This is a genomic window from Amycolatopsis sp. NPDC051372, from assembly GCF_040682095.1.
Taxonomy (GTDB): domain Bacteria; phylum Actinomycetota; class Actinomycetes; order Mycobacteriales; family Pseudonocardiaceae; genus Amycolatopsis.
Genome location: NZ_JBFBAF010000013.1, coordinates 52787 through 66450, shown reverse-complemented (window position 1 = coordinate 66450; position 13664 = coordinate 52787). Strand labels below are relative to the sequence as shown.

General features: G+C 72.1%; 9 protein-coding genes. 5 read left to right on the top strand and 4 right to left on the bottom strand.

What is annotated here, in order from left to right:
* The first annotated feature begins 31 nt into the window (after positions 1-31).
* The 3 genes from cobN to AB0M56_RS20755 all read left to right on the top strand — a co-directional run bounded on the left by cobN (position 32) and on the right by AB0M56_RS20755 (position 6282).
* Positions 32-3640, top strand: a complete 3609-nt coding sequence (gene cobN / locus AB0M56_RS20765; RefSeq protein ID WP_364178892.1) for a cobaltochelatase subunit CobN — start codon at positions 32-34, stop codon at positions 3638-3640.
* 279 nt (positions 3641-3919) lie between these two features.
* A complete protein-coding gene (locus AB0M56_RS20760; protein ID WP_364178504.1) occupies positions 3920-4690 on the top strand; it encodes an alpha/beta fold hydrolase in 771 nt (256 codons plus the stop codon).
* A gap of 383 nt (positions 4691-5073) precedes the next feature.
* Complete coding sequence (locus AB0M56_RS20755; protein ID WP_364178501.1) at positions 5074-6282, top strand: chitinase; 1209 nt, start codon at positions 5074-5076, stop codon at positions 6280-6282.
* Positions 6283-6366: 84 nt separating this feature from the next.
* Here AB0M56_RS20755 and AB0M56_RS20750 read toward each other — a convergent pair whose 3' ends face one another.
* The 4 genes from AB0M56_RS20750 to AB0M56_RS20735 form a co-directional block, all read right to left on the bottom strand.
* On the bottom strand, positions 6367-7473 hold the full coding sequence (locus AB0M56_RS20750; protein ID WP_364178498.1) for a dihydrofolate reductase family protein: 1107 nt from the start codon (positions 7471-7473) through the stop codon (positions 6367-6369).
* On the bottom strand, positions 7470-8702 hold the full coding sequence (locus tag AB0M56_RS20745) for an aldehyde dehydrogenase family protein (protein WP_364178495.1): 1233 nt from the start codon (positions 8700-8702) through the stop codon (positions 7470-7472). Before AB0M56_RS20745 ends, AB0M56_RS20750 begins: the two co-directional genes overlap by 4 nt.
* Positions 8703-8791: 89 nt before the next feature.
* Complete coding sequence (locus AB0M56_RS20740; RefSeq protein WP_220247012.1) at positions 8792-9448, bottom strand: M50 family metallopeptidase; 657 nt, start codon at positions 9446-9448, stop codon at positions 8792-8794.
* Positions 9449-10302: 854 nt separating this feature from the next.
* Positions 10303-11277, bottom strand: coding sequence for a hypothetical protein (locus AB0M56_RS20735; protein WP_364178492.1), 975 nt, complete (start codon positions 11275-11277; stop codon positions 10303-10305).
* Positions 11278-11450: 173 nt separating this feature from the next.
* Here AB0M56_RS20735 and AB0M56_RS20730 point away from each other — a divergent pair, with 173 nt between their 5' ends.
* Both AB0M56_RS20730 and AB0M56_RS20725 read left to right on the top strand, forming a co-directional pair.
* Positions 11451-12218 (top strand): methyltransferase domain-containing protein, encoded by a 768-nt coding sequence (locus AB0M56_RS20730; protein ID WP_364178489.1) that lies wholly within the window; start codon positions 11451-11453, stop codon positions 12216-12218.
* Positions 12219-12253: 35 nt separating this feature from the next.
* On the top strand, positions 12254-13576 hold the full coding sequence (locus AB0M56_RS20725; RefSeq protein ID WP_364178486.1) for a M20 family metallopeptidase: 1323 nt from the start codon (positions 12254-12256) through the stop codon (positions 13574-13576).
* Positions 13577-13664: the final 88 nt, after the last annotated feature.

Sequence of the window (13664 nt, the reverse complement as noted above, 5' to 3'; positions counted from 1 at the left end):
CGGGGCGCGGACACCCCGAGTGAGGAACGCCGTGATCCTGCTGCTGTCCACTTCGGACACCGATCTGCTCAGCGCCCGGGCTTCACAGGGTGTGTTCCGGCTCGCGAACCCGGCCCGGCTCGACGTCGCGGACCTGCCGGGGCTGCTGGACGGCGCGCCGATCGTCGTGGTCCGGATCCTGGGCACGCCGCGGTCGTGGCAGGAGGGCCTGGACACGCTGCGTGCCTCGGGCTCGCACGTGGTGGTGCTGGGCGGTGAGCAGACGCCGGACGCGGAGCTGATGAAGCTCTCCACCGTGCCGGCGGGCATCGCGGCCGAGGCGCACGCGTACCTCGCGCAGGGCGGGCCGGAGAACCTCACGCAGCTGCACCGGTTCCTGTCCGACACGCTGCTGCTGACCGGCGACGGCTTCGAGCCGCCCGCGCAGCTGCCGTCGTGGGGGGTGCTGGAGCGCGCTTCTTCGGGTCCGGCGGACGGCCCGGTCGTCGGGATCCTCTACTACCGCGCGCACCACCTGTCCGGGAACACCGGGTTCGTCCACGCGCTGGCCGACGCGATCGAGGCCGCGGGCGGGCGCGCGCTGCCGATCCACTGCGCGTCGCTGCGCAACCGCGAGCCGGAGATGATGGCCGAGCTGGGTCGTGCCGACGCGCTGCTGGTCACGGTGCTGGCGGCGGGCGGCACGCGGCCCTCGGAGGCCGGCGCGGGGGGCGACGACGAGGCGTGGGACGTCGCCGAGATGGCGGGGCTCGACATCCCGATCCTGCAGGCGCTGTGCCTCACCAGCGACCGCGCGACGTGGTCGTCGAGCGACGAGGGCCTGTCGCCGCTGGACGCGGGCAACCAGATGGCCGTGCCGGAGTTCGACGGCCGGCTGATCACGGTGCCGTTCTCCTTCAAGGAGTTCGACGAAGACGGCCTGCCGCGCTATGTCGCCGACGCCGAGCGCGCTTCGCGGGTGGCCGGGATCGCGCTGGCGCACGCGCGGCTGCGCCACACGCCTCCCGCGTCGCGGCGCATCGCGCTGATGCTCTCGGCGTACCCGACGAAGCACTCGCGGGTGGGCAACGCCGTGGGGCTGGACACGCCGGCGTCGGCGATCAAGCTGCTGCGGCTCATGCGTTCGCAGGGTTACGACCTGGGCGCCGACGCGTTCCCCGGCGTCGAGCCGACGGGCACCGACCAGCCGGACGGCGACGCGTTGATCCACGCGCTGATCGCCGCCGGCGGGCAGGACCCGGAGTGGCTGACGGAGGAACAGCTCTCGGGCAACCCGATCCGGGTCCCCGCGGCGCGGTACCGCTCGTGGTTCACCGAGTTGCCCGCGGAGCTGCGCGAGGCGATGGAGCAGCACTGGGGTCCGGCACCGGGCTCGCTCTATGTCGACACATCGGCAAATCCCGAGGGCGACATCGTCCTGGCGTCGCTCCAGTCGGGCAACGTCGTGATCATGATCCAGCCGCCGCGCGGGTTCGGCGAGAACCCCGTGGCGATCTACCACAACCCGGACCTGCCGCCGAGCCACCACTACCTCGCCGCGTACCGCTGGCTGGAGGAGGAGTTCGGCGCGCACGCCGTGGTGCACCTGGGCAAACACGGTTCGCTGGAGTGGCTGCCGGGCAAGACGGCGGGCCTGTCGGCGTCCTGCGCGCCCGACGCCGTTTTGGGCAACCTGCCGCTGATCTACCCGTTCCTCATCAACGACCCGGGCGAGGGCGCGCAGGCGAAACGGCGGGCGCACGCCACGATCGTCGACCACCTGATCCCGCCGATGGCGCGGGCCGAGTCCTACGGCGACCTCGCGCGGCTCGAGCAGCTGATGGACGAGCACGCGAACATCGCCGCGATGGACCCGGCCAAACTGCCGGCCATCCGCGCCCAGATCTGGACGCTGATCCAGGCGGCGAAGCTCGACCACGACCTGGGTGTCGCCGAGCGCCCGCACGACGTGGAGTTCGACGACTTCCTGCTGCACATCGACGGCTGGCTCTGCGAGGTGAAGGACGCGCAGATCCGCGACGGCCTGCACATCCTCGGTGAGGCCCCCGTCGGCGAGGCGCGCGTGAACCTCGTGCTGGCGATGCTGCGGGCCCAGCAGATGTGGGGCGGCAAGCAGGGGGCGGTGCCGGGACTGCGTTCGGCGTTGGGGCTGAAGGAGAACTCCGACGCCCCGCTGTCCGAAGTGGACGCGGTCGAGACCACGGCGCGGTCGCTGGTGGTGGCGATGGAAACGCGTTCGTGGGCTGCGTCGGCCGCGCCCGCCGTGGTCTCTGAAGTTCTGGGCACCGCGGACGCGGAAGTTTCGCGGGTGCTGACGTTCGCGGCTTCCGAGATCGTCCCCCGGCTGGCGGGTACCTCGGGCGAGATTTCCGCGGTGCTGCACGCTCTCGACGGCGGTTACATCCCCGCGGGGCCGAGTGGTTCGCCGTTGCGCGGCTTGGTGAACGTGCTGCCGACCGGGCGGAACTTCTACACCGTCGACCCGAAGGCCATCCCGAGCCGCCTGGCGTGGGAGACCGGCCAGGCGCTGGCCGACTCGCTGCTGCGCCGCTACCGCGAGGACACCGGCTCGTGGCCGACGTCGGTGGGGCTTTCGGTGTGGGGCACCTCGGCGATGCGCACCTCCGGCGACGACGCCGCGGAAGTGCTGGCGCTGCTGGGCGTGCAGCCGGTGTGGGACGAGGCTTCGCGGCGCGTCACCGGCCTGGAAGCCATTCCACTGGCCGAGCTGAGCCGCCCGCGCATCGACGTCACGGTGCGCATCAGCGGCTTCTTCCGCGACGCTTTTCCTCACGTGATCACTTTGCTGGACGACGCCGTCCGCCTGGTCGCGGGCTTGGACGAGCCGGCTTCGGAGAACTTCGTCCGCGCCCACGTCTCCGCCGACTTGGCCACACACGGTGATGCCCGCCGCGCCACCACCCGCATCTTCGGCTCGAAACCCGGCGCCTACGGTGCCGGCCTGCTGCCCCTGATGGACTCCGGCAACTGGCGCGACGACAAGGACCTGGCGGAGGTGTACGCGGTGTGGGGTGGCTTCGCCTACGGCCGCGACCTCGACGGCCGCCCCGCGCGCGAGGACATGGAGCAGTCCTACCGGCGCATCGTCGTGGCCGCCAAGAACACCGACACGCGCGAACACGACATCGCCGACTCCGATGACTACTTCCAGTACCACGGCGGCATGATCGCCACCGTTCGCGCGCTGACGGGTTCCGCGCCCGCGTCGTACATCGGCGACAGCACCACCCCGGACGCCGTCCGCACCCGAACACTGGGAGAAGAGACGGCCCGCGTGTTCCGCGCCCGCGTGGTCAACCCGCGCTGGCTCTCGGCCATGCGCCGCCACGGCTACAAGGGCGCCTTCGAACTCGCCGCCACGGTCGATTATCTCTTCGGCTTCGACGCCACCGCCGGCGTCGTGGGCGACTGGATGTACGAGAAGCTGTCCGAGTCGTACGTGCTGGACGCCGAAAACCAGGACTTCCTGCGCCAGGCCAACCCGTGGGCCCTGCGCGGCATCATCGAGCGCCTCACCGAAGCCGCCGACCGCGGCCTCTGGTCCGACCCGGACCCCGACCTGATGGCCCAGTTGCGCGACGTCTACCTCACCCTGGAAGGCGACCTCGAAGGCGAGTGACCACCCTCCCCCTCCCGGCGGCCCTCACCTACCGCGCCGCCGGGTCGGGCCGCCCCCGTGGTCCGCTGAGTAGCGTTAGATTCTCAGGGTGTCCGGCACCCCGCACAATCCTGTCGGCGACGCCGCTGTTCTGCGCGCCCTCCGCCAGATCGTGCCCGCAATGACCGATTCCAGGCATTCCTCGCGCTCGCGCCGCACTTTCCCCAGGCGTGCCCACATGACCGAACCCGTGCACCGCGGCCGCCGCGCTCCTGCGCTTTTCCCCGGAGGCGAAGCGACATGACCGAAACCGCACAGGTCTTCCACTACCCCGGCCGCGACGGCGCCGTTCTTGCCTGCCGCTCGCTGGGCGAGGGCCGTCCGCTGGTGCTGCTGCACGGATTCACGGCGACGGGTTCTCAGTGGCTCAACCAGGGCCCGGCGGCCTCACTGGCGGCGCGCGGCCACCGCGTCCTGGTGCCCGGCCTGCGCGGCCACGGCGCGAGCGCCCACCCGCGCACCCCGGCGGCCTATCCGCCCGACGTCCTCACCGACGACATCTTCGCCCTGCTCGACACGCTTTCCCTCAACGACTACGACCTCGGCGGCTACTCCCTCGGCGCCCGCATCGTCGTGCGTCTCCTCGCCCGCGGCGCCCGGCCGGGCCGCGCCATCGTGGCGGCCCAAGGCCTGTCCGTCATCACGCGCGCCGAGGCCGGCGACCAGAGCCGCCACATCCTCACCGCTCTGGCGAACGGCGAGCCCCTCGAGCCCGGCGCCCCGGACGCCCGGGCCGCCCGCTGGATCACCGCCCTCGCCAATGACCCCCAGGCCCTGCTCCGCGTCCTGGACACCCACGTCCCGACTCCCGCCGCGGACCTGCCGCACATCCCCACCCCGACCCTGGTCACCGCCGGCGCCGACGACCCGCGCCGCGCCTCGGCCGAGGATCTCGCCGCCGTCTTGCCCCACGCCGAGTTCACCCTTGTGCCCGGCAACCACATCACCGCGCTCGGCACCTCGGAGTTCGCTGCCGCGCTCACGTCATTCCTCGCCCGACCGATCGCCTAGTTCCGGCGGGGTCCGGACCTGGCCCGGGGACCGCTTCCGCCGTGGCCTCAGCCGGTTGTCGGCAGCTTTCGCCACAGCCGGCAGCGCAAGCCCGCGCTGCGGCTTTCGACTTGCGTTTGCGGCCTTGCTCCCCGGGCAAACCGCTCCGTCTCCCCCGCGTGGCCAAGGCAGTCACCCGCGCAATGGCGCGCTGTCCGCAGTGGACCAGCGGGGCGGTTGGTCCGCGTCCGGTCGGGGCGGGCGCGTTGGGCCGCCAGGGTGAACACCGGGGGCCGATACCGACATTTCGCCCGTCGCGGCCCGCCGATCGTCGGGTGGCGGGTTGACTTCGTATTGGTCTAGTCCAATGCTGTAGCGCACCCCGCTCGTCAGCTGGAGGACAGATGCAACGAAGCAGACTGGCCGCCGTCGGGCTCGCCGCCGCCGCCGTGCTCGGGTCAGCCGCGACCCTGGCCGCCACGGCCGACGCCCAGCCCGCGGCCGCCGCGGCCCTGAGCAACAACTGGTACGCCTCGGCGCCGTACCTCATGCCCGTGAGCAACAACCCGCCCGACCCGGTCACGGTGATGAACGCGACCGGGCAGAAGGCGTTCCAGCTGGCCTTCATCCTCGCCCCCGACGGCGGCGGCTGCAGCCCGACGTGGGACGGCAAGTCGGCGGTCTCGTCCGACACCGCGGTCGCCGGGGTCGTGAACCGCATCCGCGGCAACGGCGGCGACGTCTCGGTGTCCGTCGGCGGCTACGGCGGCACGAAGCTGGGCCAGACGTGCGGCACCGTCGACGCGACCGCCGCCGCCTACCAGCAGGTGGTGACGAAGTACGGCCTCAAGGCCATCGACTTCGACCTGGAAGAGCCCGAGTACGAGAACACCGCGGCGATCGCCAACGAGCTCGGCGCCGCGAAGAAGCTGCAGGCCGACAACCCGGGCCTGTTCGTGTCCGTCACGATGCCCGGCACGTCGGCCGGCACGGGCTGGTTCGGCACGCAGCTGCTCGACCAGGCCAAGTCCATCGGCTTCACACCCGACAACTTCTCGATCATGCCCTTCGACGGCGGCTTCAACGGCTCCTCGGCGCAAGTCTCCGCACTCGAGAACTTCCACGGCCTGCTGGAAAGCCACCTCGGCTGGGACAGCGCCACCGCGTACTCGCACGAGGGCTTCTCGGGCATGAACGGCCGCTCCGACAACGCGGAGATCTTCACCCTCGCCGGCTTCCAGACCGTCTACGACTATGCGACCAGCCACCACCTCGGCCGCTTCACGTACTGGGCTGTCAACCGCGACCGCCCGTGCACCACCACGACCGACAACGCCGTGTGTTCCAACGTCACCCAGAACGACTGGGACTTCACCAAGTTCACCACCCGCTTCGCCGGCGCGACGCCGCCCCAGACCGGCCCGCCGACGACCCCGCCCACCAATGCGCCGGGCACCTGCACCGCGCCCGAGTGGCAGAAAGCCTCGGTCTACGTCGGTGGCAACTCCGTCTCCCACAACGCCCACAAGTGGACCGCCAAGTGGTGGACCCAGGGCGAAGAGCCCGGCGCAGGCGGCCCCGACGGGGTCTGGTCGGACAACGGCCCCTGCTGATCGCTTTCCCGGTCCCCCCGGCTGCCGGGTGGTCCACGGTGAATCCACTGTGGACCACTCGGTGTTCCACGTTCGGCGGCAGGCTCAGGGGCGGATGCCGGGCAGGTGGGTGTTGGCGCGGCGGACCTCGGAGGCCAGCGCGGGCACCTCGACGACCTTGCGGCCCGCCGCGGCGAGGAGTTCGACGCCCTCGGCCTCGACGAACAGAGACGGCTCGCGCCAGGCGATGACGACGCGCGGGATGGGCGTTTCAAGGATCAGCTGCGTGCAGCTCTTCGGGTGGGACGCGCGGGAGCTGCACGGCTCGAGCGAGCTGTACATGGTCGCGGTGGCCAGGCGGGGGTCGTCGGCGCGGAGCTTGGCCAGGGCGGCTTCCTCGGCGTGGTTGTGCGGCTCGCCTTCGCCGGAGTGACCGGTGGCGAGCACGGTGCCGTCGGGCGCGGCGATGACGGCGCCGACGCGGAACGTCGAGCTGGGTGGGCATTCGTCCGCCAGCGCGATCGCCTGGCGCAGGCGCAGGACGTCGATCGGGGTGGGCTCGACGGCCGCGCGGTAGTGGAGGACGGCGACGTTGCCGAGTTGACGCAGTTCGGCCAGCTCCAGCGGGCGCGGGAACGCGCCGGGGCCGAGAAAGCGCGGCGCGCGCGGGTCGCCGACCACCAGGGGCGCGATGGCGAGGCGCAGCTCGTCGGCGAGGCCGGCTTCGAGGAACTGCGTGTGGACGGCGCCGCCACCCTCCACCAGGAGCAGGCGGACGCCGCGTTCGCCGAGGTCGTCGAGGATGCGCTCGAGCCGGGGCGGGGTGCCGGCGTCGATGATCGTGGCGACGTCGCGCAGGCCGTCGACCGCGACCGGCGGCGCGTAGACGAGCTTCGGCGCTTCGCCGACTGTGAAGAAGCGCGACGCCGGATCGAGCTTGCCGGTGCTCGTCACCGTCACCTTGATCGGCTGCTCCGGCCGCCCCGCCGCGACGCGCTCGCTGCGCAGCTCCGCCGAACGCACGAGCAGCCGCGGGTTGTCCGCGCGCACCGTATTGGCGCCGACGAGGATCGCGTCGGCGTCGGAGCGCAGGCGGTCGACCTCGGCGAAATCGTCCTCATTGGACAGGATCAGCCGGGTGGTGCTCGCGTCGTCGAGATAGCCGTCCAGCGACTGGGCGGCGGACAACACGACATGGGGACGGCTGCTCATGCGGGTTGGACCGCGTACTGGCGGACGTACAGGTCGGTGTAGGTCACCGGCCCGCGCGGCCCCGGCACGCGGTCGAGATTGATCCCGGTCTCGGGCACGGCCAGCAGCTTGAAGCCGTCGAGCAGCCGCGTCGGCGCGTTCCAGAAGACGCCCGTGCCGGTGTAGCCGTCGAAGAACGCGCCGGCCGCCACCTCGTCCTCGGTGGCGATGCCCGCCGCGAGGCCCGACGTCCGCTCGTTGGCGATCTCCACGGCCTCGTCGAGCCCGCTCACGCGCTCGACCGTGACGGTCGCCTCGCGGTCGGAGTCCAGCGCCCACTCGTAGCCGATGGCGTGTTCGTGCGGCGCCAGCGACGGCGTCACCCCGCGCTCGGCCAGCGCGGCGGTGATCGACGGCCACACGGCGTCGTGCACGTCGTCGTGGACGAGCAGCAGGTTGAGCCGGTTGCACACGCCGAGCCGGTCGAGGCTCGCGGACACGAGGTCGCGCACCTTGCCGGCGTCGGCCGCCGCATCGACGTACAGCACGCCGCCGCCGTCCGCGTGGGCCAGCGTGCGCACGCCGTGCACGGCCGCCTCGGTGGCCAGCGCGCGCGTGCTGTCGCCGCTGCCGCGCAGGATCACCAGCGGCACCAGCCCGGGCAGCCGCACCAGCGCCGACGCGGCCTCCCGCTCGACGCGCGGCACCAGCTGCACCACGTTCGGGTCGATCCCGGCCTCGGCCAACGCCGGCGCGATCACCGTGTCACGCAGCCGCTGGGCCGAGCCCAACGCCGCCGACCCGGTGCGCAGCACCCCGGCGTTGCGCGACTTCACCAGCTGCGACGCCACGTCGACCGTCACGTTCGGCCGCGCCTCGTAGTTCGCGCCGATGACGCCCACAGGACGGCGCCGCTCGATCAGCCGCAGTCCACCGTCCAATGTGGACACCTCGACGGACCGCTCCTGATGCGGCGCGCCGGCCAGCAGCCGCAGCTGCTCGGCCATGCCGTCGAGGCGCTCGGGCGTGATGGTGAGCCGGTCGAGCAGACCCGCGCTCATCCCGTCCTCGCGCGCCTTGGCGACGTCGGCCCTGTTGGCGTCGAGCACCTCCTCGCGGTGCGTCTGCAGGCGTTCGGCCATGCCTCGCAGCGCCGCGTCCACGGCCTCCTCGGTGGCCCTGGCCAGCGACGGCGCGGCCAGCTTCGCCGCTCGCGCGCACTCCTCGACGGCCTTCGCGACCTCGTCCATCGTCGTCTCCCTCCGCGCGTTCGGCAGAGGACCAGTTTGCCGCACCGCCCGCATCCGGGGACGACTGGCTCAGCCCTCGGGACGCACCCTCACGCGACGACCGGCTCCAGGAGCCACAGCGCACCGGCCAGCAGGCAGCTCACCGTGAGCACCACGAACACCAGCACCCACAGCACGGCGGGCACCGCGGTGAGGCGGCTGAGCTGGTCGGCGTCAGAGTCGCGCGCCTGGCCGCGGTGGCGCTTGACCTGCAGCTCCACCACCGGCCGGACGCCCCCGAACAGGAGGAACCACGTCAGCAGGTACGCGAACGGCGCCTGCACCACGGGCGGCGCGACCAGCGCCACGAGCCCCAGCACGACCGCGCTCGCGACCACGGTGAACACGCCATACGCGTTGCGCACCATGATCAGCACACCCAGCAGCAGCAACGCCACCAGCACCAGCACGGCCGTGATCAGGTCCTGCCCGACCAGGCTCGCGAACAGCAGACCCAGCACCGACGGCGCGACGTACCCGGCCAGCGCCGTGAACGCCATGCCCGGCCCCTCCGGCTTCCCGCGCGACACCGTGACGCCCGAGGTGTCCGAGTGCAGCTTGATCGAGCGCAACCGACGCCCGACCAGCACCGCGGCCAGCGCGTGGCCCGCCTCGTGCACGATGGTCACCACGTTGCGCGCGAACCGCCACGGCGTGCCGCCCACCAGCACCACCAGCAACGCGACACCACCGGTGACCAGCGTGATCGCCGCCGGGGTGTTCGCCTGCGTGAGCGCCGCCTCGACAGCACCGGGCGCGCCGGCCGCACGCTCCCACCCACCAGCCACGGCTTGGCTGGTGACCACGGACGAGACGTCGAGCACACGCGAAATCACGCGCACACCTCACCACAAGCGACATCTGGCCACTGTTAGTGCCCGTCGCCCGGTGGGCCGACAGAGGTCGGTATGGGGTGGGTCACTTCATGGGGTCTCCCTTCTTCGTCTTCGACATCTGCTGGTTGGGGCGCAGGCCTCTACGGCGCCGTTGACCACCTCCTTCACTTGCCTGCCCGCTCCTCGGCCAGGACCGAAGTTTGCGGCTCCGGCGCCGGCTCCGGCCCTGCTCCGGCGCCGGCTCCGGCTCCGGTTGCGCCTGCGGCTCCGGCTCCAGCTGCGGTTGGGCCTCCGGCTCCGGCTCCAGCTCCGGTTGCGGTTGCGGCTGCGGCTGCGCCCGCGGCTCCGGTTGCGGCTGCGGCTGCGGCTGCGGCTGCGACGCCCACCATCGCCCCCTGCCCGGCACCGGTCGCGAGGCAGGCTATGCCCGCAGAACGTGCCCGTAGGCAATCCCTGCGCCCGCACACCTTCGTCCGCCCGGCTCAGCGCCCGCACGCCTTCCTCTCCCCCACTCAGCGCCCGCACCCCTTCCTGCCCCCGACTCAGCACGCGCCGTTGGACCGCAATCGACGGACCCAGCCGACTGCGAGGCGCCAAGCCACCGCCGAGGCCGGCTCTGCAGTGACTGCCCCGAAGAGCGGCACCACCGCGGCCGGAGCGGCGCGTCCACGCGAGCCATTTCACAAGCCGCGGTCAGCCGGGCGAGCGCGGCGCCGGCGCGGGCGTCACCGTGCGGCCGAGCCTGCGACCACCTCCTCGGCCGAGGAAGCCGCGTCGGGCTCTGGCGGGACGGCGTCGAGGGTGGCGCGGAACAGCAAGGCGATCCAGCTGCGGTAGGGGCGCCAGTCGTCAGCCAGGGGGATGAGTTCGGAGGCCGGGGTGGTGGCCGGGAGGCCGTACTCGTCGCGCATGGCTTCGTGGAGGCGGCCGTCGGCGCGGGGAAAGAGGTCGGGGTGCCCCGCGCCGCGCAAGAGGATCTGTTCGGCGGAGAAGGCGCCGATGCCGGGGATGGCGCGCAGGTGCGCGAGGGCGTCGGGAATGGGGAGCGCGCGCAGCTCGGCAGGGTCGAGGCGGCCGTCGGCGGTGGCTTGGGCGATGGAGCGCAGGCGGGCGACGCGGAAGTCGGCCAGGCCGTCCTCCGAGGCCAGCTCGGCCAGGACCGCGGGTGCGGGGAACGAGACCACTTGGTATTCGCCGACGTCGATGATGGCGCCGTGGCGTTCGGCGAGCTCCCGGCGTCGCCGGATGGCCGTGGTGAAGCGCATGCTTTGGGAGAGCACGGACCAGCAGGCGGCTTCGTAGGGCGAGGAGAACAGCACGGGGCGCAAGCCCGGATGGGCGGCGCGCAAGCGGGCGGCGACGGAGTCGCGCAGGTCGATGTCGGGCAGGCCGGAGGCGTCGATGTCGAGGGAGAGCACGCGGCTCACCTGGCCCATCACGCGCGCGGCCAGGTCGATCGGCGCGGAGACCTCGACCTCCACCGTGCCGGGCGATCTCTGGCGGATGGCGGCGCCGGCGTGGGTCCAGACGCCGTCCACAGGAAAGGCCAACCGCAGCACGCCCGGCTCCGAGGCGGCGTCGGGCCGGACGGCCGGGCCGAAACCGGCCAGGTAGTGGCTCGCGGCGGACAGGTCGAACGGTCCGCGCACGGCGATCTCGCCGGTCGGCACGTCGATGGGCAGCAGGATCGGTGCGGTCATCGGGGGGTCCCTCCTCCGCGGCCTCCGGGGGTCGGAGAACCGTGGAAGCGACGTTAGGAAGGAAGGCCGACAATCCGGGGCCTCGAACGCCTGATCGGCGAGATCTTCACTCGATCGTGGAAGACAGGGCTTTGGCATACTGCCGGTATCCGAACCGGAAGGGAGCGAAACCGGTGATAGAGCACCCGAAAGCGCAGGACCGTCTCGCCGATCTGCTCGACGCTCCGGCCAAGACCACGGACGCGGGCTACCTCGACGTCCTCGGCGACGCGCCCCAAGCCGGGCCCACCACGGGAATCACCCAACGCGTGATGCGAACCGCGCTGCTCCCCCAGGTCTACGAACGCTACTGGCGCCCCACGTTCGGCCGGCTGTTCAAGGGCCCGTTCGGCCCCAGCATGGCCGGCGAAGTCCGCCTCGCCACGGAACTCCTCGCGCTCGGGCCAGGTCGGGTCGTGCTCGACGTCGCCTGCGGCACCGGCCGGTTCACCCGCGCTTTCGGGGCAGCCGTGGGAAAAGAGGGCCTGGCCATCGGCCTCGACGGTGCGCCCTCGATGCTCACCCGCGCCGTCACCGAGACCGACGAAGACGGAGTCGCCTACCTCCGCGCCGACGCCGTCGAACCGCCCTTCGCACCCTCCACAGTGGACGCCATCTGCTGCTTCGCCGCCCTGCACATGTTCGCCGAGCCCGAACGCGCGCTGGACTCGTTCGCGCGGATCCTGCGCCTCGGCGGCCGCGTCGTGCTGCTCACGAGCGCGCGCCGCGACTGGCAACCCGCGCGAGTCGTCGACACGGCGGGCGGGATCCTCAGCGGACAGCGGATGTTCGACCGCGGCGAGATCGCCGCCGCATTGCACGCCCGGGGTTTCCGCATCGTCGCCGAGCGGTTCGCGGGCGTCACCCAGATCGTCGCCGGCGAGCTGCCCGAGGCGAACTGATCCACTTTGTCGGTGCTCGGGGATAGCATCCCCGCATGACCGACGCCGCTCCCGTCCCACCCGACGACTCCCATCTGCGCGCCCTGATCGAAGCCACGGCCGAAGCCGTCGCGGCCGCCGAACCCCTCGGCTCCGACCACACCGGAGCCGAGTCCGGCGTGCGGGCGGCCGTGGACCGAGAAGTGCGGGCTCGCGCCGACGAACTCGTTGCGCTGAGCCAAGACCTGCACGCCCACCCCGAGGAGGGCTTCACCGAACACCGCTCCGTCGGTGCGCTGGCGGAGCTCCTGCGCGCCCACGGCCACGAGGTCACCGTCGGCCTCGGCGGCCTCGACACCGCCCTGCGCGCGAGCACCCCGGACAACGGCGGCCCGCACATCGCCGTGCTGTCGGAGTACGACGCGCTGCCCGGGCTCGGGCACGCGTGTGGGCACAACGTCATCTGCACCGCCGGCGCCGGCGGGTTCCTCGGCGCCGCGGCCGTGGCCGAGCAGGTCGGCGGACGCGTGTCCCTGATCGGCACGCCCGCCGAGGAAGGCGGCGGCGGCAAGGAGACGCTCGCGCGCGCCGGGGTGTTCGACGACGTCGACGCCGTGATCATGCTCCACCCGTTCAGCCACGACATCGCGCTGCACCCGTTCCTCGGCCGGCGGCAGCTGGAGATGGTGTTCCACGGCGTCGGGGCCCACGCGTCGGCGCAGCCGTTCATGGGGCGCAACGCGCTCGACGCCGCGGTGGCGGCCTACCAGGGCGTGTCGATGCTGCGCCAGCAACTGCCTTCGACCGACCGCGTGCACGGCGTCTTCACCGACGGTGGCGCCCGGCCCAACGTGATCCCCGAACGCGCCGCGCTGCTGTTCTACCTCCGCTCGGCCGACCCTGAGACGTTGCGCGACCTCGCGAAGCGGATTACCGCGATCGCCCACGGCGCCGCCGAAATGACGGGGTGCGGCGTGGAGCTCACGTGGGACTCGCAGCCGGCGTACCTGCCGATCCGCTTCAACACCACGCTCGCCGGGCGCTGGTCGGCGAACCAGGCCGACACGGGCCGCAAACCGCTGCCGCCGGGCATCGTGCCGGAGTTCCTCACCGGGTCCACGGATCTGGGCAATTTGTCGTACCGGATGCCCGCACTGCACCCCATGATCGCCGTCTCCGGACCGACGGTTGCCTTGCACACCAAGGAGTTCGCCGAAGCCGCCGGCTCACCTTCGGGCGACAAGGCCGTGGTCGACGGCGCGCTCGGCCTCGCGCTCACGGCCGCCGACTACCTCGCCGACGCGACGCTGCGCCAAGCCGTGCACGACGAATTCGAAGCCTCGGGAGGTGCGCTCGACGTCCCGAAGTTCTTCGACTGAAAGCCACCGAACCAGGCTGAGGAACGCCTGAGGATTCTCAGCTGATTCTTCTCAGCAAAGCCGAAGGGATTTCCACAGGGTTCTCACA

Coding starts and splice junctions, on each gene's coding strand:
- AB0M56_RS20760 (WP_364178504.1), top strand. CDS start 3,920: ATGACCGAAACCGCACAGGTCTTCCACTACCCCGGCCGCGACGGCGCC.
- AB0M56_RS20755 (WP_364178501.1), top strand. CDS start 5,074: ATGCAACGAAGCAGACTGGCCGCCGTCGGGCTCGCCGCCGCCGCCGTG.
- AB0M56_RS20750 (WP_364178498.1), bottom strand. CDS start 7,473: ATGAGCAGCCGTCCCCATGTCGTGTTGTCCGCCGCCCAGTCGCTGGAC.
- AB0M56_RS20745 (WP_364178495.1), bottom strand. CDS start 8,702: ATGGACGAGGTCGCGAAGGCCGTCGAGGAGTGCGCGCGAGCGGCGAAG.
- AB0M56_RS20735 (WP_364178492.1), bottom strand. CDS start 11,277: ATGACCGCACCGATCCTGCTGCCCATCGACGTGCCGACCGGCGAGATC.
- AB0M56_RS20725 (WP_364178486.1), top strand. CDS start 12,254: ATGACCGACGCCGCTCCCGTCCCACCCGACGACTCCCATCTGCGCGCC.